This is a genomic window from Paludisphaera sp., from assembly GCF_037189885.1.
Classification (GTDB): Bacteria; Planctomycetota; Planctomycetia; order Isosphaerales; family Isosphaeraceae; genus Paludisphaera.
Map to the genome: position 1 here is coordinate 128,747 of NZ_JBBCIR010000010.1, position 24,057 is coordinate 152,803.

Below are 24,057 nucleotides of genomic sequence, written 5' to 3' on the forward strand. Positions count from 1 at the left end.
GCCCCTCAAGAGGCCCGTCGACGCGGTCGTCTCGCTTCCCGCCCTTGTCCATCAAGCCTCGGCCGTCGTCACTCCGCGACGAGTTCCCAGTGGATCGCCGGGGAGCGCCCATCGAGCACCAGCGCGGCGCCCCCCTCGGGGAGTGTCTCGATCGTCGCGGCGCCGACCCTGGCCCCGGACTCGTCCAGCGCGTAGGCCTGGATCGTCCCCTTCCGCCGCCACTCGACGCGGGCGGCGACGGGCTCCAGGAGCAGGGGGGGGCGGCCCGGGTCGGCCGTCTCGCGTTGCCAGGAGTCGACCCAGCGATAGCCGGTCGGCTCGACGCGGGCGATCGCCGTGACGAGCAGCCGCTTCGCCTCGGCGATCGGCTCGGGGCCGACCGACGAGACGACGACCGTCGCGAACGGGGCGTCCGAGGCGACGTCGAGCGTCCCGAACGAGACGTCCGCGTCGGCCGTCCACCCGGCGATGCCCTGCGTGTGAGGGGTGTCGACCACCACCAGCCCGCGCGACGGATCCCAGCCCGGCGTGGGCGTCCGCCGCCTGGGGGCGTTGCGGGGGGCGGCCGCGGCGGGACGCGCCGGCTCGTCGCGGCCCCTCAGCAGCATCGAGGCGACGTGCGGCCAGAGGGCGAAGACCTGCGGCGTGCCGTTGGCGACCCCCGGGATCTGGAAGATGTCCTCCGCGCCGGCGGTGCCGACCGGGCCGTCGCCCCAGACCTTGGGATAGACGAAGACCCCCCGGCGCACCAGGGCGTCCCAGTCCTCGTGGCGGGCGGTCGCGGCGGCGAGCATCTGGTCGGCCGCCTCGTGGGGGAACGCCCAGGCGCCCATGGTCTGCGGGCACCACTGGCCCACGACGTAGGGCCGCCCCTCCGCCTGCTTCCGCGCCGCCCCCGCCGCGAGCCCGCCGTCGCGGCTCCAGAGCTGCGAGCGGTACTCCGGCGTGACGAAGCCCGGCGGCGCCCAGTAGAGGCGATCGTCGACCAGGTCGAGCCCCGGGGCGATCAGCGACGCGACGAACTCCGGCTCCCGCCGCCAGTGCGAGACGCCGGCGATCGGCGCCTTCAGGCCGGTCTCGCGCAGCCGGTTGGCCCATTCGGAGTAGTGCGCCGACTCGATCGACTGCCAGAGCCGACGCCCGAAGAGCCCCCGGGCGGTCTCGCCGCGCTTGCGAAGCTCCGCGTCATACGGCGCGGGGAGGCCGTCGGGGCGGTCGATCAGGTCGAACAGGGAGACCTCCCCCGCGAGGGTCACCCACGCCAGCGCCGGGTCGTCGCGCAGGGCCTTGCCGGTCAGGGGGTTCGTCCGGCCCAGGAGGGCCAGCGACGTCTCGACGTTCAGCTTCCCGATCGTCGGGTCGACCACCGCCGCGGGGCCGCCGCCGGGGGCGAGCAGGCCCGCCGCCTCCACGCCGTCGTCCGTCCGGAACCGCCGGGCGCCCAGCAGCTCGACCGCGACGTAGATCCCGCGCTTCTGGAGCGCCGCGACCAGGTGGTCGAGCCGTTCCAGGGCGACGGGGTCGAACTCCTGGGTGTCGTCGCTGACGTCGTCGATGAGGCTCCGGTTGGGGCCGAGGGGCGTGTCGAGGTCGCCCAGGCGGACGAGGTTGACGCCCGATCGCGCCAGGCGATCGGCCAGGGCGTCGGCCTTCTCCCGCTCCTGGAACGCCGCCGGCGGGAGGAGCTGGACGCCGAAGAAGCGGGCGCGCCCGCCGTCGCGGAAGTTCAGCCGTCCGTCCTTGACGACCACCGGCCCCTTCGAGCCGGCCGGGCCGGGGTTGAGGAACGAGAAGTCCAGCGCCGAGCCCGCGGCGATCGCCTCGGCGGGCTTGTAGGCGCTCCAGCCGATGACGTCGTCGCCGAACTGGAACGGGCTCCAGGCGCCGGCCGCCGCGTCGGGCGAGACGGTCACGCGGACGTCGTCGATCCGCAGCGAGCCCCCCCCCTCGGTCTTCTCGAACTGCACCACGGCGCGGGCCGCCCCGCGCGGGACCGGGACCGTCGCGACCCGGGGAGACCAGTCGAAGGTGCCGGCCCATCGGAACGCCTGGGCGCCGCCGGCCCGCCCCGGCAGCGGCTCGCCCGTCTCGTCCAGGAAGAAGACGCCCGCGCCGCCCCCCCCCGATCCTCGGAGGCCCTGGGCCCGGACGTGCAGCGAGATCTCCAGCGAGTCGAACGGCCCGACGGGGAGGGCCAGCCCGGTGAGGACCTTCGCGCCGGGGCGCGACAGCTCCACGCAGGCGTCGGACGCGCGCCCGGGGAACACTCGGGCCGCGTCGTTGTTGACGATCCAGTAGGCCGGCGCGGGGTCGCCCAGCTCGAAGTCGCCGTTGACGACGAGGTTCGTCGACTCGGCCGCCCGGCGGGGGATCAGGTCGAAGGTGAAGCCGTCGACGTCGAGCGTCCCGGCCGCGCCCATCAGGCCGACGGACATGATGGCGTCGCGCGTCCCCGGCGGGACGGCGATCCGACGGGCGACGCGAGTCCAGCGGTCGCCGACGGAGCGCGTCCAGGGGCCCATCGTGCCGCGCGAGAGCTGCCGCAGGCCGTCGCCGAGGAAGTCGATGAGGAAGCCCGGCTCCTCGCCCGAGCGCTCGCCATGCTCGACGTCCTTCAGCCGTACCCACATGCCGACGACGACCGCCTCCACGGAGCGGCCGTCGACGCCGAACGCCCGGCTCAGCCGCGCGGGGCGGCCCCGGCGGTCGCACGCGAAGCGGATGAACTTCGGCCCGGACGCCCCGCCCGTCGCCTCGATCGAGACGTCGCGGGCGTTGTACCAGCCGTCGGGGACGCCGTCGCCGTTGGCGTCCTCCTCCAGGTCGTCGCGGGCCGGCGGCGGCGTGCGGACGATCTCGGGGGCCGGGGCCGGGGAGGGGGCCGGGGATTGGGCGTTGGCCCGGTCGGGGATCGCAAGTCCCGTCGCCAGCGCCAGGGTCAAGAAGAGCGGGAGGAGGGGGGAGGGCTTGGTCACGAAGGGGTCTCCGTCGCGTCGGTCATCGATCGGGCTTGGGCTCGGCGGTCTCGCGCAGGGCCTTGCCGGTCATGGGGACGAACAGCGTCGGCTTCAGCTCCTTCCGCTCCAGCTTGCCGTCCTTCTTGGTGACGAGCCAGACGCTCTGCGTGAAGCGGTCGCCCAGGGGGATGACCATCCGGCCCCCCTCCTTGAGCTGATCGACCAGCGGCGCGGGGATGCGCTGGGGGGCGCAGGTGACGATGATCGCGTCGAAGGGCGCGGCCTCGGGCCAGCCTTCGTACCCGTCGCCGACGCGGGTGTGGATGTTGGTGTAGCCCAGCTCCTGGTGGACCTTCGCGGCGCGCTCGCCGAGCGGCCGGTGGATCTCGACGGAGTAGACCTCCTTGACCAGCCGCGACAGGATCGCCGACTGGTATCCCGAGCCGGTCCCCACCTCGTACACCACGTCGTCGGGCTTCGGGTCGAGGACCTCGGTCATGAAGGCGACGTCATACGGCGGGGTGATCGTCTGGCCCTCGCCGATCGGGATGGACTCGTCGTCGTAGGCCTGGCGATCGGTGCCGGGGGCGAGGAACTTGTGTCGGGGGACGGTGCGGAACGCGTCCAGCACGCGGGGATCCTTGATCCCGCGCTCCACCAGGTGGCGCTGGACCATCCGGGCCCTGGGGCGGGCCGTCGGGTCTTCGTTGGCGGGCTTCGCGGCCTCCTGGGCCCCGGACGACGCCAGGGCCCCGAGGATCGCGTGCATGACGACCGACGCGGCGAGCGCGAGACTTGGCCTCACTTGGAACGCCTCCCTTCCTTGAAACGATGCCGTCGACGCTGGGCCCCTAGTCTACCACGCGCCGCCCATGCCGGCCCGCGCCGGCCCGGGTCGACGCGATGGCGGGGCGTTCGCGTCGCACGGCCTTCCGGCCCGTCGGCGTTCCCGATGAAAATCCCGGAAACCTGAAATCCGCGACCTCCGCCGCGGATCATGGGGGAGTTGGATGCCCCCGCTCCTTGACAAGTTGGATTCGGTTTCGAGGCGGCCACGAGACGCGCGACGCGGCGCGCGCGAGGCCACGGCCTCCCACGCGCCGACGGACGCCGGCCCGGCCGCGTCGGTCGGAGCCCCATCCGCCCGGCCGTGGGGTGGACGCCGACACTCGGCGAAACGTGTTCGAAGACGACGAACGAAGCCAAATTGTCTCGGCTTCAAGTCGTTGATGAATAATCACTTGAATGCGTTTGTCGCCGGGCGGTGGCGCGCGAACGAAGCCAACCGCGGCCGCAGCCTCCGGCGGGCGGATGCGGGCGGGATTGGAGGAAACGGGCGTCGGGTGTATGATCGAAGTTCGACGATGATGTCGCCCGGGACGTCCATTCAGGAGGAGGGCGCGGGATGGTAGTCTCGCCTTCGCAGGCGGTCGACCTGATGCTCGGGCTCGCGGCGCTGGTGGCCGTGACGGCCACCCTTGCGTCCACGGCCTGCCTTTTCTGGATCTTGCGGCGGCGTCGCGGCCTCCCCGATCACGCCCCGCCGGTCACGATCCTGAAGCCGCTCAAGGGCCTGGACGAGGACCTGGAGGGGAACCTCGCCAGCTTCTTCGCGCTGGACTATCCGACCTATCAGCTCATCTTCTGCGTCGCCGATCCCGACGACCCGGCGGCCGTCGTGGCTCGCAGGCTGATCGCGGGCCATCCCGAGGCCGACGCCCGGCTCGTCGTCGGCTGCCCGCCGTTCGGGCTCAACCCGAAGGTCGAGAGCCTGGCGGCGATGGAGCCCTATCGGCGGCACGACGTGCTGCTCATCAGCGACTCCAACGTGCGCGTCCGGCCGTCATACCTGCGCGAGACCGCCTGCTACCTGGCCGACCCCAGCGTCGGCCTGGTGACGAACCTATTCGCCGGCGCGGGGGAGGAAGGGCCCGCCGCGGCGATGGAGAACCTCCACATCAACGGCTACATCGCCGGCGGCATGGCGCTGGCGTCGATGCTGGGGGTGACCTGCGTGGTGGGCAAGTCGATGATGATGCGGGCGTCCGTGCTGGAGGCGATCGGCGGGTTCGCGGCGGTCCGCAACCTGCTGGCCGAGGACCAGATCATCGGCGTCCGGGTGCGAAAGGCCGGCTACTCGATCCGCCTGAGCCATCACGTCATCCAGAACGTCAACCGCCGTCGCGGGTTCGTCTGGTTCCTCAACCGCCACTCGCGCTGGTTCAAGATCCGGCGCCGCCTGGCGTTGCCGGCCTTCGCGGCCGAGCCGCTGGCGAACCTGGCCGTCATCGGCCTGGTCTGGGGGGCCTCCGGGGATTCGGGCGTGGCCTGGGGCGGGTTGATCGGCCTGATCGGCCTGGGGATGCTGCGCGACGCCTTGCATACCAAGCGGCTGCGAGGGACGTTCCCCTCGCTCCGGACGCTCCTCTACAGCCCGATCAAGGACGTGGTCCTGCTGCCGGTCTGGTTCGACGCCTTCCTCAAGACCCACGTCCAGTGGCGCGGGCACCGCTTTTACGTCGGCCGGCTGACCCGCCTGACGCCCGCCGACGCCCCGAGCCGCGGCCGAGGGGCGAGCGAAACGGCCCCCGCCGACCCGAAGGGGACGACGAGGGCCGGGAGTCCGTCGGCGGGCTCGACCCGGGATCAGTAGGCGTCGCTGGAGATCGTCTCGCCGCCGGCGCGCGTGCCGAGGGCCCACCAGACGTCCGGGGCGATCGCGTCCTTGATGAACCGGACGCTGCCGTCGGCGAAGGAGACGTTGACGCCCCCGGAGTGGTTGCTGTTGGCGTTGATGAAGCTGGCGAAGTCCGCGCCGTTGTTGTTGTCGGTCCGGCAGGTCGACCACTTGCTCTGGTTCGAGTTGGGCGTGACGACGGTGTTGAAGTAGGTGTAGCCGGGCGAGCCGATGGCCCAGAACTGGCCCCGGGAATCGGCCACCGCGGTGCCGGCGACGAGCGCCGCGTTGCAGGCGGCCAGGCCGCTCTGGACGGTCGGGTTCAGGGCCAGACCGCCGTTGACGACGGCCCGGGGATCCAGGAGGGCGACGGCGCCCGGCGCGCCGACCGAGGTCCGCCTGCCCAGCGGCGTGATGCTCCCGGTGAGGCCCTCGCTCCACATGATGGTATTCGAGGTGCCGTCGGTCACGGCTCCGACGTCATACGAGGCGTTGTGCGCGAAGATCCCGGTGCTCTGCGGGTTCCAGATGTCCGTCGTCACGCCGTAGGACCCGTAGTAGTTATTCAGCCGCCGGCCGCCGGAGGTGCCGGTGGTCGAGCCGTCGGACGGGCAGAGGAAGGCGGTGATGACGGTGTCGCGGGCCGTCGAGTTCGCGAACCAGGCGACGCCGAAGCAGTCGGCCGGGGCGGCGTTGAGCGAGAAGTTGCAGGCGTTGTAGACGGCGGTCTGCTCCAGGAAGCTGAGCATCATCGCCTGGCCGCTCCAGTTCCCCCAGCCGCTCCGCGCCGTGGGGGCACCGCAGCCGGGATAGGTGTCGGTGGCGTTGCTCAGCGGGTAGCTCTGGTGCGTCGACTGGTAGTTGGCCGCGGCCAGGGCCATCTGCTTCAGGTTGTTGACGCACTGGGCGCGTCGGGCGGCCTCGCGGGCCGCCTGCACGGCCGGCAGCAGCAGCGCGATCAGCACGGCGATGATCGCGATGACCACCAGCAGCTCGATCAGGGTGAACCCGCGACGGGGATTGCCGTTTCTCATGATTTCGATGGCTCTCACTAGAAGAGGAAGGGCCGGCGGCCCGTGAGGGTCGTATAAGAGGATCGCGGGGCCTCAGCGCCCGCGGGACTTCCTGCGCGGGTTGCCGGCCGCGGCGGCCTTGTCGTTGGCGGCGGCCGAGTCGAGCACCTGCTTGTTATCCGCCTCTTGCCCCGTCAGGGTCGCCTGGGCCGAGTCCGATGAGCAGCCCGCGACACCCAGGGTCGTCCCGGCCGCCAGACAGGCCGCGGCCCGCAAGAAACGCCTTCGCTTCATCAAAACTCCTCCAAGCTTGGCGACGCGCGGCCGTTCGGCGCGCGACGCCCCCGGGGCCGTCGATCGCGACGGCTTCTCGTCCATCCCATCTCCGCTCGAATAGGCCGAAGGCCGCCGGCTCCCATCCGGGAGGGCCGATGATCGCCCCGGAATCGAGGCCGGGCGACCACGAGCGCGGGGCGGTCAAACGGCCGGGATGCCCGGCCGCGCCGCCCCTCCGTCAGGGAGTGTATGCCTCTACGCATGAGGTCGCAACAAGCGGACGCCCTTTCTCCTAATTTTTTCGGAGATGGCCCCGAGGACGGCTCGGGGGGCGGGGTTGGGGCGACGACGGGAGTTTTCAACCGCGTCCCGGCGTGCGAGAATAAGGCGATCCGCGCGGCGAGGGCCGGGGCGGCGGCGAGACGCGACGCGAGGGCGAAGCCCGGGAAGGCCACCGTTGATGGGAGAGGACCCCGCGGCGTCGGAATCCGACGCAAGTCACGAGGTTGCCGGCCGGAGGGGGCGGGCGGGCCTGGTCGGGGCCCTGCTGCTGCTCGCGCTCGCGGCGACCGCGCGGGCCGACGCCCTCGACGAGGTCCGCGCCCGCGGGACGCTCCGCTACGGGAGCGACATGGAGGGGGGGGCCCCCTACGCCTTCCCCGACCCCGACTCCCCCCGGTCCGTCGCCGGGTTCGAGGTCGACATCATGGACCGGCTCGCCCGCGCGCTGGGCGAGGGCGTCCGCGCCGAGTTCTCGCAGGGGCCCTGGGACCGGCTGCTGGGCGTGCTCGATTCGGGCCGGGTCGACGTCGTCGTCAACGGCTACGAGTGGACCCCCGAGCGGGCCGAGGACTACCTCGCGACCCGCCCGTACTACATCTATCAACTCCAGTTGATGGGTCCGAAGGGGACGCCGGCCGGCTCCTGGGACGACCTGGGGCGGCCGAAGCCCGACGGCTCGCCCTGGACGGTGGCGGTCCTGACGGCCTCGGCCGCCGACGACTTCGCACATGACTCGGACGCCGGCGCGGTCCGCGTGGTCCGGTTCGACGGCGCGACCGACGCCATGCTCGCCGTCCAGAACGGCCAGTGCGATTTCACGCTCCAGGACGGCCCGGCCGCGGCCCACTACGCCGGAGCGTTCCCCGGGCTCCGGGCGGTCGGCCCGCCGGTCTCGCGCGGGTATTACGTCATCTACGCGCGCCGATCCGACCACGCCCTTCGCGACGCCCTCGACGCCGCGATCGGCCGGCTGGCGGCGTCGGGAGAGCTGCGGCGGATCCTGGAGAAGCACGGCGTCTGGAACGACCTGCAAGCCGGCCTGGCGACGGACTTCCAGGGCCCGATCGAGGTCCCGACGACGCGACGGGCCGCCCGCGGCTGGGGCCTGGTCCCGCATTACGGCGACCGGCTCCGCGCCGCGGCGCTGGTGACGCTGGGCCTCTCGTTCGGCTCGATGCCGCTTGCGATGGCGATCGGCCTGATGGTGGCGATCGGCCGGATGTACGGACCCGCCCCGCTTCGCCTGGCGCTGGCGGCCTACGTGGAACTGATCCGCGGGACGCCGCTGATGCTCCAGCTCTACGTCCTGTTCTTCGTGCTGAAGCTCGACCCGTGGGTCGCGGGGATCGCCGGCCTGGCGATCAACTATTCCGCGTACGAGGCCGAGATCTACCGCGCCGGGCTCCAGGCCGTCCCCCGGGGGCAGATGGAGGCGGCGCTGGCGCTGGGGATGTCGCGCGGGCAGGCGCTGCGGCGGGTGGTCGTCCCGCAGGCGGCTCGGATCGTGATCCCGCCGGTCTCCAACGACTTCATTGCGCTCTTCAAGGATACGTCGGTCTGCTCGGTCATCACGCTGGTCGAGCTGACCAAGGAGTATTCGATCCTCGCCAACGGCACCAGGGCCGTGGTGGAGTTCGCGACGGCCACCGCGGCGATCTACCTGGCGATGAGCCTGCCGCTGTCGTGGTTCGCGCGATGGGCCGAGCGGCGCCTGGGCGCCGAGGGGACGAAAGGGGGGCTCGCATGATCGAGGCGCGGGGGGTCGTGAAGCGGTTCGGGACGGTCGAGATCCTGCGCGGGATCGACCTGAGCGTCTCTCGCGGGGAGGTCGCCTGCCTCATCGGGCCGTCGGGGGGGGGCAAGAGCACCTTCCTGCGCTGCCTGAACGGCCTGGAGCGGTTCCAGGAGGGCCGGGTTACGATCGGTCCGGACGTGCTGGACGCCCGCCAGTCGCCCCGGGAGCACGCGAAGGCCGCGCGGCGGGCCTGCCTGAGGACGGGCATGGTCTTCCAGAGCTTCAACCTGTTCGCGCACCGGACGGTGCTGGAGAACGTGATCGAGGCCCCGGTCCACGTCCTGGGCATGAAGCGGGACGAGGCGGTCGAGCGCGCCCGGGGGCTCCTGGATCGCGTCGGGATGCTCCATCGGCTGGACGCCCGGCCGCGCGAGCTGTCCGGCGGCCAGCAGCAGCGGGTGGCCATCGCCCGGGCGCTGGCGATGGGCCCCGAGGTCATGCTGTTCGACGAGCCCACCAGCGCCCTGGACCCGAAGACGACCGCCGAGGTCCTCGCCGTGATGGCCGACCTGGCTCGCGACGGCCAGACGATGCTCGTCGTCACGCACGCGATGGGATTCGCCCGGAAGGCCGCCACGATGATCCACGTCTTCGGCGACGGGCTGGTCGTGGAATCGGGCCCGCCCGACCAGATCTTCGGCGCCCCCGCGCACGACGCGACCCGGAGCCTCCTGGCGGAGTCCCGGGTCGCCTGAGCAGTCGCGGGGGGGCCGGCCTCACCGGGGGCCGGGGACCGGGACGAAGTCGGAGCGGGTGACGGGCTGCGACTGGATGATGACGCCGCCGCCGACCGGGACGCCGTACTGGACGACGTTGCCGCGCGAGCGGAACGCGCGGGAGCCGTCGCCCGTGGCCGCGGCGGTCTTGTCCTGGGCGCTGCGCTCGAGCGCGTCGGCCAGGGCTTCCCACCGGCGGATGCCGGCCTCGACGCGGGCGAGGCGGCCCTTGAGCCTGGCGGCTTCCTCGCGGAGTCCCTTGAGCTGCTCCTGGGCCTCGCGACGGTTGCGCTCCACGAACGAGCGGGCGTCGGCGTCGGGGTCGTCGGCCGGGTCGAAGTCGGGCTCGGCGGCGCGGGGCTCGGGCCGGGCGGCGGGCCGGTCGAACTCGTCGCCGACCGGATCCCTCGGGGCGGGGGGGATGGCGGCCGACGGCCTGGGCTTCAACTCCCGCGCGGGGGGCAGGGGGTCCATCTCGTCGTCCGGGAGCGGCGCCGGCGAGGCGACCGGGGCCGCCTCGGGCTTGATCGCCCCGAGGGGTTCCGGCTCCAGGATCTCGCCGGCCGGCGGGGCGGCCAGGTCGAGGGCCGGCTCGTCCGGCGGCGGCGGGAGATCCTTCACCGGCTCGGGGGCGCCGGGGAGCGGGGCGTCGTCGACGGCCGAGGCGGCCGGGGCCGGGGCCGGGCCGGGATCCTGGTAGGCCGCGCCCGACGTCGCCAGCGACGTGGTCGCGTGGGCCAGCAGGCCCACCACCCCGATGACGCCCAGGGCGCGGGTGATTCTCGTCGCCGTGATCATGTCTCGACCCTTCCTTAGGTGCATGGACGCCGCGCGCCTCCGGCCTCGCGGCCCGCCGGATCCGATCGCCGGGGAGTGTAGTCCCGACCCCGGATTTCGCCAAGGCGAATGCCGCGCGGCGGAGGTCTTGCGTCGCCCGGCTCGCTCGTCCATCCTGGAGGGGAACATCCTCTTCCCGGGCCCGGCGCCCGCGCCCAGATTCACCGTCGAATCGAGGTCGATCCCCATGCGTCCGCACCGCAGCCCCGTCCTCCTTGTCGCCATGGGCCTGGCCCTCGCCGTCGGCGGGGCTCGCGCGGAGGAAGGGCATCGCCCGACCGACTCGACGGGCCGGGCGCTGAACCTGGACTTCGAAACCGGCGACCTCCGCGACTGGACCGCGCAGGGAGACGCCTTCCGGGGCCAGCCCGTCGAGGGGGACGCGGTGGCCGCGCGTCGCGCCGACATGAAGAGCGGCCACGAGGGTCGGTACTGGATCGGCACCTACGAGCGCGAGGGCGACGCCCCGCGCGGGACGCTCACCTCGGCCCCGTTCAAGCTGACGAAGCCGTTCGCCCGGTTCCTGATCGGCGGCGGCTCCGGCGAGACGACTCGCCTGGAGATCGTCGCGGCCGACGACTCGGCCGTGATCCATCGCGCCGCGGGCGACGGCGGGGAGGACATGAGGCCGGTGGTCGTTGACCTCGGCGCCCACGTCGGGCGGGACGTCTTCCTCCGGCTCGTCGACGACGATTCCGGCGGCTGGGGGCATATCAATTTCGACGGCTTCACCCTCTGGGATTCCAGGCCCCCCGGCGATTCGCGGGAGAGCCTCCCCGCGGCCGACGCCTACACGCACGCCGGGCTCTCGCCCGAGGAGGCGGCGAGGGCCATGGAGGCCCCGCCGGGCTTCAAGGTCACGCTCTACGCCGGCGAGCCCGACGTCGTCCAGCCGATCGCCTTCGCCATCGACGACCGCGGCCGGCTCTGGGTGGTCGAGTCCTACACCTACCCCATCCGCCAGCCCGACGGCCAGGGCAAGGACCGCATCCTGATCTTCGAGGACGCCGACGGCGACGGCAAGTTCGACGGCCGCAAGGTGTTCCGCGAGGGGCTGAACCTCGCCAGCGGCATCGAGGTCGGCTTCGGCGGCGTCTGGGTCGGCGCCGCGCCCGAGTTGCTGTTCATCCCCGACAAGGACGGCGACGACGTGCCCGACGGCCCCCCCGTCGTCCTGCTGGACGGCTGGGGCTACCAGGACACCCACGAGACGCTCAACTCGTTCAACTGGGGCCCCGACGGCTGGCTCTACGGCTGCCACGGCGTCTTCACCCACTCGCGCGTCGGCAAGCCCGGCACCCCCGACGCCGAGCGCGCCCCCCTCAACGGCGCCATCTGGCGGTATCACCCCACGCGGCACGTCTTCGAGGTCTTCGCCCACGGCACCAGCAACCCGTGGGGCGTCGACTTCGACGCCGACGGCCGCGCCTTCCTCACCGCCTGCGTCATCCCGCACCTCTATCACGTGATCCAGGGGGGCCGGTACGAGCGTCAGGCGGGGAGCGACTTCAATCCCTATACCTACGACCTCATCCCGACCATCGCCGACCACCGCCACTACCTGGGGGGCAACCCTCACGGCGGAAACCGCCGGTCCGACCTCGCCGGCGGCGGTCACGCGCACGCCGGCGCCCTGATCTACCAGGGGGACGCCTGGCCCGGGGAATACGTCGGCTCGCTCCTGATGAACAACATCCACGGCGCCCGGCTGAACCGCGACCTGCTGATCCCGCAAGGCTCGGGGTTCGTCGGCCGGCACGCCCCCGACTTCCTCAAGGCCAACGACGCCTGGTCGCAGCTCATCAGCCTGAAGACCGGCCCCGACGGCCAGATGTACATGATCGACTGGTACGACGAGAACGAATGCCACCTGACCGACCCCGCCGCCCACGACCGCACCAACGGCCGGATCTTCGTCGTCAGCCACGGCCCCGAACTCGGCCCCGGGCGGGCCATCGACCCGAAGGCGACCGTCGACGACCTCGTCGCGCTTCTCGACCACCCCAACGACTGGCAGGTCCGCCACGCCCGGCGGATCCTCCAGGAACGCGCGGCCGACATGGACGGCGACGCCAGGGCGAAGCTGGTCGCCGCGCTGGCGTCGAAGGCGTTCGACGCGCCCGAGGCCAAGCCCCGGCTCAACGCCCTGTGGGCGCTGCACGCCGTCGGCGGGCTGGACGAGGCCGTGACCCTCAAGGCGCTGGCCTCGGCCGACGTCCCCGCTCGCGCGTGGGCCGTCCAGCTGGCCTGCGAGGTCGGCCCGCCTTCGCCGGCGATCCTGGACGTCTTCGCGAAACTGGCGGCGTCGGACCCCTCGCCCGTGGTCCGGCTGGCGTTGGCCTCGGCCTGCCAGCGGCTGCCGGTGGCGGCCCGCAAGCCGATCCTGGAAGCCCTGATCGGCCACGCCGAGGACGCGGACGATCACAACATCCCCCTGATGGTCTGGTACGCGCTGGAGCCCGTCGCGGCCGATTCGCCGGAATGGACGCTGGGGCTGGCCGCGTCGGCGAAGCTCCCCGGCATCCTGGCGAACACCGTCCGCCGCGTCGCCGCCCTGGGGACGCCCGAGGCGTTCGGGATGATCGTCGCGGCGCTCGACCGGGCCGAATCGAACGAGGCCCGCCTGACGATCCTCCGGGCCGCCAACCAGTCGCTCCAGGGCCGTCGGACCGCGGAGATGCCCGCGAACTGGCCGGCCGCCTACAAGAAGCTCCGCGACGGCGGCGACTGGGATATCGGCGGGCAGGCGACCCAACTCGCCGCGACCTTCGGAGACCCGCTGGCCCTGGAGTTCCTCCGCAAGGTGCTGGCCCAGGGCGACCTGCCCCTGGCCGCGCGGGCGGACGCCCTCGCCTCGCTCTTGAAGGCCCGCGACGCCGGCCTCGCGCCGGTCCTCCGCGGCCTGCTCGCCGAGCCGGCCCTGCGCGCCCAGGCCCTGCGGGCGCTCGCCGCCTATGACGACCCCGAGACCGCGCCAGCCGTCCTGGAGCTGTACCCGACGCTCGGGGCCGAGGATCGTCGCGACGCCCTCAACACGCTGGCCGCGCGGGCGGCGTCGTCGAGGGCGCTGCTGGCGGCCGTCGAGGCCGGCCGGGTCGCGGCCAACGAGCTGTCGGCCGACCTCGTCCGCCAGCTCCGCAACCACAAGGACGCCGAGGTCGACGCCCTGATCGGTAAGGTCTGGGGCGCCGCGCGGGAGACCACCGCCGACAAGGCCGCGCTCATCGACAAGTATCGCAAGATCCTGACCGCCGGCTACGCGGCCAAGCCCGACCTGGAGCTGGGCCGCGCCGTCTTCGCCCGCACCTGCCAGCAGTGCCACACGCTCTTCGGCGCCGGCTCGGACATCGGCCCGGACCTCACCGGCTCCAACCGCGCCGACCGCGAATACTTCCTGTCGAACGTGGTGGACCCCTCGGCCCTGATCGGCAACGACTACCTCGCGCACGTCTTCGCGACGGTCGACGGCCGCGTCCTCACCGGGCTCGTCAAGGCGGAGGACAAGGACGCCGTCACGTTGCAGACGGCCAACGAGCTGCTGGTGATCCCCCAGGACGACATCGACGAGCGCCGGCCGAGCGACCTGTCGATGATGCCCGACGACCTGCTGGCGCCGCTGTCCGATTTCGAGGTCCGCTCGCTGGTCGCCTACCTCGCCAGCCCGGCGCAGACGCCGATGCTGGCGACGCCGGAGAACGTCGCCGGCTTCTTCAACGGCAAGGACCTGACCGGCTGGTCGGCCGAGCCGGGGCTGTGGACGGTGGAAGACGGCGAGATCGTCGGCAAGACGGCGGGCCTGGACCACAACTCGTTCCTCAAGAGCGACCTGAGCGCGTCGGACTTCCGCCTGACCCTCAAGGTGAAGCTCGTCGGCAACCAGGGGAACAGCGGCGTCCAGTTCCGCAGCGAGGCCCTCCCCGACGGCGAGATGAAGGGCCCCCAGGCCGACATCGGCCCCGACTGGTGGGGCAAGCTGTACGAGGAGAGCGGCCGCGGCCTGCTCTGGGAGGAGTCGGCCGAAAAGCACGTCCGCGAGGGGGAATGGAACGACTACGAGATCGTCGCCGTCGGCCCCTCGATCCGGACCTTCATCAACGGCAAGCCGGCCGTCGTCCTGGACGACCCCCAAATCTCGCGCCGGGGCATCTTCGGGCTCCAGCTCCATTCCGGCGGTGCGACCGAGGTCCGCTTCAAGGACCTGAAGCTGGAACTCGACCCGAAGCTCGAAGCGAAGGACGCGCCATGACGACCCCCGGATACATCCCCGGCGCGTGCAACATCGGCCGCGCCGAGGTCCGGCTGCGATGGCTGGTCGGCTGGGCGGGGCTCGTCGGCGCGGTGGCCCTGTGGGGCTACTTCGTCTGGGCGGGCTCGCCCCGGCCGCTCCGCCTCTGGGTCGGCGGCCCCGCGCTCATGGCGGCGCTCGGGTTCCTCCAGGCGCGGCGCAACTTCTGCGTCAACTACGGCCTCGGCGGGGTCGCCGGCTTCGACGCCAAGGCCGGGCGGACCGAGCGGGTCGAGGAGGAAGAGGCGCGGGCCCTCGACCGTCGGACGTCGTGGCGGATCATCGCGAATTCGGCCCTGATCGCGGCGACCGCGGCGGTTATCGCGTACCTCGCGCCATGACCCGCCTCCGCGACCGCCGGCCGACCACGATCCTGGACGGCGGCTGGGCGACGGAACTCCAGCGACGCGGCCTGGCCCTCGGCGAGCCGGCCGACGCCTGGAACCTGTCGCGCCCGGACGACGTCCTGGCCGTGGCCCGCTCCTACGTCGAGGCCGGGGCCGGGATCATCCTCACCAACACCTTCCAGGCCAGCCCGATCGCGCTGGCCCGGTTCGGCCTCGCCGACCGGGCCCAGGGCATCAATCAGGAGGGGGCCCGGCTCTCCCGCCTGGCCGTCTCGTCGCGGGGCGTCCGGGTCTTCGGCTCCGTCGGCCCGACGGGGCTCGGCCGCGAGCTGGCCGCCGGCTCGACCGAGGCCGCGTCGCGCGCCTCCGAGGCCTTCTCTACGCAGGCCCGCGCGCTCGCCGAGGGGGGCGTCGACGCGATCGCCCTGGAGACCTTCTGCCACGTCGGCGAGGCCCGCCTGGCCGCCCGCGCGGCCCTGGCCGCGGGCCTCCCCGTCGTCGCGTCGTTCTACTTCGACACGGCGACGGGCCGGCCGCTGACGCCCGACGGCTCCACGCCCGAGGATGTCGCGCGCGCGATGGCGGAGGAGGGCGTCGACGCCGTCGGCGCCAACTGCGGCGCGGGGCCCGCCGAGTTCGTCGAGATCTGCCGCCGGTTGCGCGCCGCCGACGGTCGCGGCGTCTGGATCAAGCCCAACGCCGGACTGCCGACCATCGCCGGCGGCCGCGCCGTCTACCCGACGACGCCCGCGGGATTCGCCGCCTTCCTCCCCGCGTTCATCGAGGCCGGCGCGGCCTTCGTCGGCGGCTGCTGCGGCGCGTCCCCGGAATTCGTCCGCGCCCTCAAGCGGGCCGCCGACCAGGAGGTCCCATGACGAATCCGCCGCTCGACCGCCGCTCGTTCCTGCGATGGTCCGGCCTCGCGCCGGCCACCGCGCTCGCCCCCCGCGCCGGGGCGGGAGAGGCCGGGAACCGGCCGCGGATCAAGGTCGGCCAGATCGGCGTCGGCCACGGCCACGCGACCAAGCTGGACGTCTATCGCCGCTCCGACGATTACGAGGTCGTCGGCGTCGTCGAGCCCGACCCGATCCTCCGCGCCCGGTTCGCCGACCACGAGGCGTTCCGCGGCCTCCCCTGGATGACCCGCGAGGAACTCCTCGCCACGCCGGGCCTCCGCGCCGTGCTGGTGGAGACCCGCGTCCGCGATCTCCTCGACGCCGCCGAGGAGTGCGTGAATCGCGGCCTGCACGTCCATCTGGACAAGCCCGCCGGCGCGTCGCTGCCCCAGTACTCCCGGATCCTGGAGGCCGCCGCCCGCCAGGGACTCTGGGTCCAGATGGGCTACATGTTCCGCTACAACCCGGCCGTCGCGCTCTTGCGGGAGGTGATGGCGAAGGGCTGGCTGGGCGAGGTCTTCGAGGTCCACGCCGTGATGAGCAAGGTCGTCGCGCCGGCCGACCGCGCCAGGCTCGCCGACTTCCGCGGCGGGATGATGTTCGAGCTGGGCTGCCACGTCATCGACCTGATCGTCGGCCTGCTCGGCGCCCCGGAACGGGTGACGCCTTATCCTCGCCGTTCGTCCCCGGCCGACGACGGCCTGTTCGACAACATGCTGGCCGTGCTCGAATACCCCCGCGCGACCGCGACCGTCCGCGCGACGGCGCTGGAGGTCGAGGGCTTCGCCCGTCGGCACCTGACCGTCTGCGGCACGGAGGGGACCTTCCACATCCAGCCGCTGGACTCGCCGGCCGTCCGCGTCGCCTTCGCGGGCCCCCGAGGGCCATACCGCCAGGGGTATCAAGACCTGGCCATGCCCCGATACACCCGCTACGTCGACGACGCCGCCGACATGGCCCGCGTGATCCGAGGCGAGAAGGCCCCGGACTTCGCCGTCGGGCACGACTTCGCCGTCCAGGCCGCCGTCCTCCGCGCCTCCGACATGCCGCTCGACTGACCGAGTCAACCCCGAGACCATGCCCATGCCCCGATCGATCCGAACCGTCGCGCCGGCGCTCCTCGCCCTCATGCTCGCCGGGCCCGCCCAGGCCGCCGAGCCCGCCTGGACCTATCGCCCCGAGGCGATGCGCCCGTTCTGGGAAGGGGAGGTGATGGAAGGGGAATCGGTCCTCTTCGTGAAGGACGGCGGCCAGGACACGGCGACGGCCTCCGTCCTGATGCCGATCCGCAAGATCCTGGCGGTGCGGAACGCCGCCGGCGACGTGACGTACGAGGAGGGTCGCGACTACGCCTGGGCCCCCGGCTCGCGCGAGATCACGCTCCCCGCCGGCTCGCGGATCGTCGCGTCCCGGCCCGAGGACCTGCGGCGGCCCCCGGGGAGCCAGCCGTACCGGCTCACCCATCGCGACGGCGGCGACGAGATCATGTTCGGGGGGAAGCTCGAATACCACGCGCTCCAGACGATCGTAACCTATGAGCACGACGCCGACGCCTGGGACGGGCCGCGGCCTCCCTTCGACCCCGCCGCCCTCCCGCGATCGGTGGCGAAGCTGGAGAAGGGGGAGCCGCTGTCGATCGTCGTGCTGGGGGACAGCATCTCGACCGGCTGCAACGCCTCGGGCTGGGCCGACGGCGCCCCGTTCCAGCCGGCCTACCACGACCTTTTGCGCCTCCATCTCCGGGAGCGGTTCGGGTCGGACGTCCGGCTCGCGAACCTGTCGGTCGGCGGCATGGACACGGCCTGGGCGCTGACGATGATCGACAAGGTCGTCGAGGCCGAGCCCGACATTGTGATCGTGGCGTTCGGCATGAACGACTCCGCCGGCCGCCCGGCCGCCGAGTACCGCGACAACATCGCGCGGGTCATGTCCGGCGTCCGCGAGGGACGGCCCGACGCGGAATTCATCCTGGTCGCCACGATGATCGGCAATCCCGACTGGGTCGCGCTCCGGCAGGAGCTGTTCCCCGCCTACCGCGACGCCCTGGCCGGGCTGCGGGCCCCCGGCGTGGCGCTGGCCGACCTGACGTCGATCTGGTCGCGGTTCCTGGCGCTCAAGCGCGACCGCGAGCTGACGGGCAACGGCGTCAATCACCCCAACGACTTCGGCCACCGAGTCTACGCCCAGACGATCGCCGCGGCCCTGTCGCCCCCCCGCTGATCCCGGCCGGCGGCATCGTACCGCTTCCAAATGGCCCGGCCGACGCTACAATGGTCTCTCGGCGTCGGCCCAGGCGCCGCCCCGGGGACGTAGCTCAATTGGGAGAGCACCTGCTTTGCAAGCAGGGGGTTGCCGGTTCGATCCCGGTCGTCTCCACTTCTCGCGCGGGCGTCGAGTCGACGCCCGCGCGATCGCCACCGAGGCGGCGGCCGGTCGCGGCGTCGCGAGGGCGACTCGCCCGCCGTCCCCCAGCAGGCCCGCCATGAGCAGCACCCCGCCGATCATCCGGCCCGAGTGGATCACGCCCATCGACCCCGAACTCCAGCGCGAGCTGGAGCGATGCGTCCTGGTCACGTCCTGGGACAAGCTGCTGGGGATGGTGGACGTCGTCTACAACTGGGGGCGGCGGTCCAGCATCTGGCCGCTGGGCTTCGGCCTGGCCTGCTGCGCCATCGAGATGATCTGCACGGCCTCCAGCCGGTTCGACCTCGCCCGATTCGGCGCCGAGGTCTTCCGCGGCTCCCCCCGCCAGGCCGACCTGATGATCGTCTCCGGGACCGTCACCAAGACGATGATCCCCCAGATCGTCCGGCTCTACGACCAGATGCCGGAGCCGAAGTACGTCATGGCCATGGGGGCGTGCGCCTCGGGCGGCGGGCCGTTCAAGGAGGGGTACAACGTCGTCTCGGGGATCGATAAGTTCCTCCCCGTCGACATCTACGTCCCCGGATGCCCGCCCACCCCCCAGGCCCTCATCAACGGCATCATCGCCCTCCAGAAGAAGATCGACGGCGAGTCCCTGGCCGTCGCCCCCTGGTACCGCGACGATGTGGAGCGTGACGTCCCCGTGCCGGCGCTCGGGCCCGACCTCGTCGACCTCCGCACCGTCGAGCTGGCCGCGGAGCGCACCGCCGCCGGCCTGGTCGAGAGGCGCGAGGAATCGCTGGAGAAGCCCGCGCTGATCCCCGCCCCACGGCCCGGCGACGACGCGCCGTCCGCCGTCGAGCCCGGTAAGAAGCCCGCGCGGAGGCCGAGGCGGGCCGTCGCCCGCCCCAGCGCCGTCTGGCTCGGCGACGAGGGCCTCGCCGCGCTGGCCGGCCGACTCGACGCCGCGCTCGGCGCCGGGACGGCCGAGATCGTCCACGCCGGGCTCTTGATCCCGACCGACCGGCTCGTCGCCGCGGCGCTCTACCTCCGCGACCGCGACGAGATCCGCTTCGACTACCTCGCCAGCCTCCAGAGCGTCCATTACTCCGACTGCATCGAGGTGAACTACCACCTCGAAAGCACCACGCGGCCGGGCTCGATGATCCTCCTGCGCGCGCGGACCGACGAGGCCGAGGGGCGGGGCGTCGTGCCGTCGCTCTACCACGTCTATCGCGGCGCCGACCTCCAGGAGCGCGAGGTCTTCGACATGATGGGGGTCCGCTTCGACGGGCACCCGGGACTCACTCGCATCCTGATGTGGGACGGTTTCGCCTACCACCCGCTCCGCAAGGACTACCTGGAGCCTTACTACGAGGTGCCCGCCAAGGTCTTCCCCAGCCGCATCGTGGAGGGGCGGGGGCTCCACTTCCGGTCCGAGGAGCTGAACCCCCACGGGACGAACCTCAAGATCCCGAAGGCGTTCCACAACTGGGCCGACCTCTCCGGCATGGACGACCCCAAGGGGGCCGACGCGATCCCGGAGGGGGTCCAGGTCGAGGCGATCGACTCCGACCAGTTCATGGTCAGCATGGGCCCGCAGCACCCCAGCACCCACGGCGTATTCCGGATGAACGTCCGGGTCGACGGCGAGACCGTCGTCGGCCTGAAGCCCGTGATGGGGTACCTGCATCGCAACCACGAGAAGATCGGCGAGCGCAACACGTTCCTGATGAACATGCCGTTCACCGACCGTCTCGACTACCTGACGAGCATGGGGAACAACTTCGGCTACGCCCTGGCCGTCGAGCAACTGATGGGGGACGAGGCGAGGCCCCCCGAGCGCGCCGAGTACATCCGCGTGATCATGGCGGAGCTGACGCGGGTCGCCAGCCACATGTGGTCGATCGGCTTCCTGCTCAACGACCTGGGGGCGTTCTTCACCCCGGCGCTCTACGCGATCGAGGAGCGAGAGCTGATCCTCGACCTGTTCGAGTGGGCGTCGGGCAGCCGGATGATGTGCAACTACTTCCGATTCGGCGGGGTCGCGGCCGACCTGCCGCCGGGCTGGCTCGACCGCTGCCGGGCGATCGTGGAGACGCGGCTCGATCGCAAGATCGACGAGCTGGACGCCTACCTCTCCGGCAACGAGATCATGCTCGACCGGACCAAGGGGGTCGGCGTGCTTTCGGCCGCGGACGCGATCAATTATTCGACCGGCGGCCCCGTGCTGCGGGCCTCGGGCGTGGCGTATGACCTCCGCGTCGCCGCCCCCTACGGCATCTACGACCGCTTCGCCTTCGAGATCCCGACGGGCGCGGCGGGGGACGTGTATGATCGCTACTGGGTCCGGCTCCAGGAGATGCGCGAGAGCGTCCGGATCCTCAAGCAGGCCGTCCGAGAGATCCCCGAGGGCCCGATCCTGGCGGGCAAGAAGACGTATCAGATCAAGGTCCCGGCCGGCGAGGCGTACGGGAGGGTGGAGAACCCCAAGGGGGAGCTGGGCTATTACCTGGTGTCGGACGGCTCGGCGACGGCCTACCGCTACCACGTCCGGAGCCCCAGCTTCATCAACCTGACGGCGCTCGAGGAGATGTGCCTGGGGGGGACCATCGCCGACGTGGTCGGCATCCTGGGGAGCCTCGACATCGTGCTGGGCGAGGTCGATCGCTGAGGTCGGCGGACGCGAAGGAAGGGTGTCAGTCATGTCCATCGGGCGAGGCGTGTTCCGGGGCCACTGGATCACGCTCAGGCGGTTCCTGCTCACGTTCGCGCGCGACGTCCGCGACGGCCTCGCCCTGCGCCGTCGCGGCGGCGGCCCGCTGCCCGTCGACCTCTTCCGCGGCCCCGCCCCCGGCCAGGAGCGCGTCGTCGTCCAGGACGAGCGGACCGACGGCCTGTTCACGGTCGAGTACCCCGACGAGCGGCTCCCGGTCTACGAGCGGTTCCGCATGCTGCCGGTGCTCATCTACGACGACGAGGACGGCAACGTCCGCTGCACCTCCTGCAACATCTGCGCGAAGGTCTGCCCGCCGCAATGCATCTGGATGGTCCAGGCGAAGAGCCCGAAGGGGACCGTGGTCCCGCTCTCCGAGGAGTTCTTCATCGACATGGACGTCTGCATGAACTGCGGCCTGTGCGCCGAGTATTGCCCGTTCGACGCCATCAAGATGGACCACAACTTCGAGCTGGCCAACGCCGAGCGGCACCAGACCCACGTCTTCGATCAGCGCGACCTCCTGGTCTCCAGCGCCTACTACGCGCAAACCCACCCCGAGGCCTGGGCCAGCCCCGAGGAGACGACCGAACGCGCCAAGGTCGCCAGGAAGAAGGACCAGCGCCTCCGCAAGGCCCTCGGCGCCAGGACCGGGGCGTGAGGCGAGATGGCGTCGTCGATCCGGGATAAAAATCCGGAAACCTGAAATCTCGCGAGTCGAGGGGCGGAGCATACGGATGACCGATGCTTGCGCTCCTTGACATCCCGGATTCGGTTCAGAAGACGCGGCGTCGTCCCCATCTCTCGCTCATGCTCGCCGATCTCCACCTCGTCCGCGGCCGGCGATAAGCCTTTTTCTTCTGAAGCATAGGGGTTGTGCCTTGCCCAATGAGGTTGAACACGAGCCTCACCGCTGGAGACACGAGCCATGGACGCCGGAGTGCCCACTCCGATCGTCATACCCGTCCGCCGCGCCCCAAAGATAGCTTTGTGCCCCGAATACGGTATGAAATCACCTATTTCAGATTCCCGCGCGCCCACCGTTCCACATCCACGACCTCGATCCCCCGCCGCGCGTTGAACGTTTTGCTCATGTCCCACGAGACCCCTCGTCCCTCCGCGAAGACGACCCGATACTTCTTGATGGGATTGCCGGGGTCCTTCGCCAGCTCCTCCCTCAACTCGGACACGCTCCATGGCTTCCGCGGCACCTTCCGCCCCAAGACCAATTCCACGACCTCGGCCAGGCGTCCATAGGTGATCACGTCTCCAGCCGTGTAGATGACCTGGTTGATGATCGGCGGCTCCTCGAAGAGGATCTCCGCCGTCAGGGCGCCGATGTCCTCGGGCGTCGTGACGGTGACGGCATTGTCCCAGCCGCCCAGGGCGTGAACCGTGTCTAGCGCGAGGTCAACCACGCCGAACGACGGCTCGAACAGGAAGCTCGTGAACATGCCCGTCGAGATGATGATCCATCCCGTCCGATCCTGAGATCGAAGGAGGTCGCGAACCTCCAATTGCTCGTCGAACAGCTCCTGGGCGCTGCCCCTCCCGATGACGTCGTAATCCACGCCGAATTGCCAGGGGACGTATCGCCTCACGCCCGCGTCGAGTACCGCGCGGGCGACCTTGAGTTGGAAGCCACCCCCGGTGACGAAGCCGGTGCAGCCGACGACCGTGTGAAAGCGTTCGAAGAGCGCGGACAGGTCGGCGGTCGAGGCGATGGCGAGATCGGCCGGCAGGAGACCGATCCCGAGGGAGCGGAGTTCGTCGATGTCCCGCCTCTTGTGAGGGTCGGCCGAATCGATCGACGACGGGCGAAGAAGGACGCTAACGGTCGTCCCGGGAGAGTGTTTCGCGCGACCGGCCAAACTGCGTAGAACGGCCATGCCGAGTTCGCCGGCGCCCAGGACGAGGATCGTCGTGCTATCCGGCATGAAGTCAGCCTCCGGCGGAATGGAAATCGAGGATCGCCATGCGCCGAAAGTGTATCGGGCGTGGGCAACCGGGGGATCCGAGAGCAACGCGGCAAAATGCCCGTCCGCCGCTGCCTACCACCGACCGACCGCCGGCCTGCCCGTGGCCTTCGCCCTGGTTGGCGATTGGACGCCGTCGAGGACCGCGGAGTTCGATCCCGAGGATCGAATAGGGGCCGCGAGACGCGACCTGTTCAGGCCAACGATCACGGCGAGCCGCGCGAGAAACGGGTGGAGGTCGGCGAGGGGTCTCAAGAAACCACTTCGAAAACGACGAACGAACCCAATGAGATTGTGTCGCAAGTCATTCTCTGATTGGATGTTTCGGGCGTCCGAGAGCCGCGCCCGGCGCGCGAACGAAGCCAACGGACGAGGGGCTAGATCGGGGCGGTCGCGGCGGGCGGGAAGTCGCCGGCGCGGTGGCGACGGGCCAGGTCGCAATAGTGTCGCCAGGAGCGTTCGAGGCCCTCGCGGGCCGATTCGCCGACGAGCCGGACGACCCGCGCGGGGGCGCCGACGGCCAGGGAGCCGGGCGGCACTTCCATCCCTTCCAGCAACAGCGCCCCGGCGCCGACCACCGAGCCGGCGCCGACCCTCGCGCCGTTCAGGAGGATGGCGCCCATCCCGATGAGGCAGCCGTCCTCGACCGCGCAGCCGTGGAGGATGGCCCGGTGGCCGACGGTAACCCGGTCGCCGATGGTGCAGGGGATGCCCGGGTCGGCGTGGATCATCGTCAAATCCTGGATGTTCGTCGCCGAGCCTATGCGGATCGCCTCGGTGTCGCCGCGGATGACGGCCTGATACCAGACGCTCGAATCCGCGCCGATCGTCACGTCCCCAAGCACGATCGCGCCGGTCGCCACGAAGACGGTGGGGTCGAGTCGAGGCTGTTTTACAGACGATGAATCGGGCATAATCGC

Annotated in this window: 17 protein-coding genes and 1 tRNA gene; 11 read left to right on the forward strand and 7 right to left on the reverse strand. The window is 71.5% G+C overall.

Going from position 1 to position 24,057, the window contains the following annotated elements; genetic code table 11:
* Positions 1-68 precede the first annotated feature (68 nt).
* Both WG209_RS04630 and WG209_RS04635 read right to left on the reverse strand, forming a co-directional pair.
* The gene (locus WG209_RS04630) at positions 69-2,975 is read right to left on the reverse strand and encodes a hypothetical protein (protein ID WP_337173838.1); all 2,907 of its coding nucleotides are present in this window, start codon (positions 2,973-2,975) and stop codon (positions 69-71) included.
* 22 nt (positions 2,976-2,997) lie between these two features.
* Positions 2,998-3,762, reverse strand: a complete 765-nt coding sequence (locus WG209_RS04635) for a protein-L-isoaspartate(D-aspartate) O-methyltransferase (protein ID WP_337173839.1) — start codon at positions 3,760-3,762, stop codon at positions 2,998-3,000.
* Positions 3,763-4,362: 600 nt separating this feature from the next.
* On the opposite strand from WG209_RS04635, the gene WG209_RS04640 reads away from it, so the two are divergent.
* Positions 4,363-5,610, forward strand: coding sequence for a glycosyltransferase (locus WG209_RS04640; RefSeq protein WP_337173840.1), 1,248 nt, complete (start codon positions 4,363-4,365; stop codon positions 5,608-5,610).
* Here the strand turns inward: WG209_RS04640 and WG209_RS04645 are convergent.
* Together WG209_RS04645 and WG209_RS04650 are read right to left on the reverse strand one after the other, a co-directional pair.
* On the reverse strand, positions 5,604-6,668 hold the full coding sequence (locus WG209_RS04645) for a DUF1559 domain-containing protein (protein ID WP_337173841.1): 1,065 nt from the start codon (positions 6,666-6,668) through the stop codon (positions 5,604-5,606). The genes WG209_RS04640 and WG209_RS04645 overlap by 7 nt on opposite strands.
* 72 nt (positions 6,669-6,740) lie before the next feature.
* Positions 6,741-6,941, reverse strand: a complete 201-nt coding sequence (locus tag WG209_RS04650) for a hypothetical protein (RefSeq protein ID WP_337173842.1) — start codon at positions 6,939-6,941, stop codon at positions 6,741-6,743.
* Between the two features lie 442 nt (positions 6,942-7,383).
* Between WG209_RS04650 and WG209_RS04655 the strand changes: the two genes are divergently transcribed.
* Together WG209_RS04655 and WG209_RS04660 are read left to right on the forward strand one after the other, a co-directional pair.
* Entirely contained in the window at positions 7,384-8,952 is a 1,569-nt protein-coding gene (locus tag WG209_RS04655) for an ABC transporter permease subunit (RefSeq protein WP_337173843.1), read from the forward strand.
* The gene (locus WG209_RS04660) at positions 8,949-9,695 is read left to right on the forward strand and encodes an amino acid ABC transporter ATP-binding protein (protein WP_337173844.1); all 747 of its coding nucleotides are present in this window, start codon (positions 8,949-8,951) and stop codon (positions 9,693-9,695) included. Before WG209_RS04655 ends, WG209_RS04660 begins: the two co-directional genes overlap by 4 nt.
* Positions 9,696-9,716: 21 nt before the next feature.
* Here WG209_RS04660 and WG209_RS04665 read toward each other — a convergent pair whose 3' ends face one another.
* Entirely contained in the window at positions 9,717-10,514 is a 798-nt protein-coding gene (locus WG209_RS04665; RefSeq protein ID WP_337173845.1) for a hypothetical protein, read from the reverse strand.
* 226 nt (positions 10,515-10,740) lie between these two features.
* On the opposite strand from WG209_RS04665, the gene WG209_RS04670 reads away from it, so the two are divergent.
* The 8 genes from WG209_RS04670 to WG209_RS04705 all read left to right on the forward strand — a co-directional run bounded on the left by WG209_RS04670 (position 10,741) and on the right by WG209_RS04705 (position 21,822).
* Positions 10,741-14,799 (forward strand): PVC-type heme-binding CxxCH protein, encoded by a 4,059-nt coding sequence (locus WG209_RS04670; protein WP_337173846.1) that lies wholly within the window; start codon positions 10,741-10,743, stop codon positions 14,797-14,799.
* Entirely contained in the window at positions 14,796-15,179 is a 384-nt protein-coding gene (locus WG209_RS04675; protein ID WP_337173847.1) for a hypothetical protein, read from the forward strand. The genes WG209_RS04670 and WG209_RS04675 overlap by 4 nt, the downstream gene beginning before the upstream one ends.
* Entirely contained in the window at positions 15,176-16,060 is an 885-nt protein-coding gene (locus WG209_RS04680) for a homocysteine S-methyltransferase family protein (protein ID WP_337173848.1), read from the forward strand. Before WG209_RS04675 ends, WG209_RS04680 begins: the two co-directional genes overlap by 4 nt.
* Positions 16,057-17,139 carry a Gfo/Idh/MocA family oxidoreductase gene (locus WG209_RS04685; RefSeq protein ID WP_337173849.1) on the forward strand — a complete coding sequence of 361 codons (1,083 nt, stop codon included), beginning with the start codon at positions 16,057-16,059 and terminating at the stop codon, positions 17,137-17,139. The genes WG209_RS04680 and WG209_RS04685 overlap by 4 nt, the downstream gene beginning before the upstream one ends.
* A gap of 25 nt (positions 17,140-17,164) precedes the next feature.
* Positions 17,165-18,301 (forward strand): SGNH/GDSL hydrolase family protein, encoded by a 1,137-nt coding sequence (locus tag WG209_RS04690; RefSeq protein ID WP_337173850.1) that lies wholly within the window; start codon positions 17,165-17,167, stop codon positions 18,299-18,301.
* Between the two features lie 83 nt (positions 18,302-18,384).
* Positions 18,385-18,457: transfer RNA gene (locus tag WG209_RS04695), tRNA-Ala, on the forward strand.
* Between the two features lie 106 nt (positions 18,458-18,563).
* The gene (gene nuoB, locus WG209_RS04700) at positions 18,564-21,119 is read left to right on the forward strand and encodes an NADH-quinone oxidoreductase subunit NuoB (protein ID WP_337173851.1); all 2,556 of its coding nucleotides are present in this window, start codon (positions 18,564-18,566) and stop codon (positions 21,117-21,119) included.
* Between the two features lie 31 nt (positions 21,120-21,150).
* Complete coding sequence (locus WG209_RS04705; protein WP_337173852.1) at positions 21,151-21,822, forward strand: 4Fe-4S binding protein; 672 nt, start codon at positions 21,151-21,153, stop codon at positions 21,820-21,822.
* A gap of 355 nt (positions 21,823-22,177) precedes the next feature.
* Here WG209_RS04705 and WG209_RS04710 read toward each other — a convergent pair whose 3' ends face one another.
* Both WG209_RS04710 and WG209_RS04715 read right to left on the reverse strand, forming a co-directional pair.
* A complete protein-coding gene (locus WG209_RS04710; RefSeq protein ID WP_337173853.1) occupies positions 22,178-23,185 on the reverse strand; it encodes an aromatic alcohol reductase in 1,008 nt (335 codons plus the stop codon).
* A gap of 329 nt (positions 23,186-23,514) precedes the next feature.
* On the reverse strand, positions 23,515-24,051 hold the full coding sequence (locus WG209_RS04715; protein WP_337173854.1) for a gamma carbonic anhydrase family protein: 537 nt from the start codon (positions 24,049-24,051) through the stop codon (positions 23,515-23,517).
* Between the last annotated feature and the right edge of the window lie 6 nt (positions 24,052-24,057).

Coding starts and splice junctions, on each gene's coding strand:
- WG209_RS04640 (WP_337173840.1), top strand. CDS start 4,363: ATGGTAGTCTCGCCTTCGCAGGCGGTCGACCTGATGCTCGGGCTCGCG.
- WG209_RS04645 (WP_337173841.1), bottom strand. CDS start 6,668: ATGAGAAACGGCAATCCCCGTCGCGGGTTCACCCTGATCGAGCTGCTG.
- WG209_RS04650 (WP_337173842.1), bottom strand. CDS start 6,941: ATGAAGCGAAGGCGTTTCTTGCGGGCCGCGGCCTGTCTGGCGGCCGGG.
- WG209_RS04655 (WP_337173843.1), top strand. CDS start 7,384: ATGGGAGAGGACCCCGCGGCGTCGGAATCCGACGCAAGTCACGAGGTT.
- WG209_RS04660 (WP_337173844.1), top strand. CDS start 8,949: ATGATCGAGGCGCGGGGGGTCGTGAAGCGGTTCGGGACGGTCGAGATC.
- WG209_RS04665 (WP_337173845.1), bottom strand. CDS start 10,514: ATGATCACGGCGACGAGAATCACCCGCGCCCTGGGCGTCATCGGGGTG.
- WG209_RS04670 (WP_337173846.1), top strand. CDS start 10,741: ATGCGTCCGCACCGCAGCCCCGTCCTCCTTGTCGCCATGGGCCTGGCC.
- WG209_RS04675 (WP_337173847.1), top strand. CDS start 14,796: ATGACGACCCCCGGATACATCCCCGGCGCGTGCAACATCGGCCGCGCC.
- WG209_RS04680 (WP_337173848.1), top strand. CDS start 15,176: ATGACCCGCCTCCGCGACCGCCGGCCGACCACGATCCTGGACGGCGGC.
- WG209_RS04685 (WP_337173849.1), top strand. CDS start 16,057: ATGACGAATCCGCCGCTCGACCGCCGCTCGTTCCTGCGATGGTCCGGC.
- WG209_RS04690 (WP_337173850.1), top strand. CDS start 17,165: ATGCCCCGATCGATCCGAACCGTCGCGCCGGCGCTCCTCGCCCTCATG.
- nuoB (WP_337173851.1), top strand. CDS start 18,564: ATGAGCAGCACCCCGCCGATCATCCGGCCCGAGTGGATCACGCCCATC.
- WG209_RS04705 (WP_337173852.1), top strand. CDS start 21,151: ATGTCCATCGGGCGAGGCGTGTTCCGGGGCCACTGGATCACGCTCAGG.
- WG209_RS04715 (WP_337173854.1), bottom strand. CDS start 24,051: ATGCCCGATTCATCGTCTGTAAAACAGCCTCGACTCGACCCCACCGTC.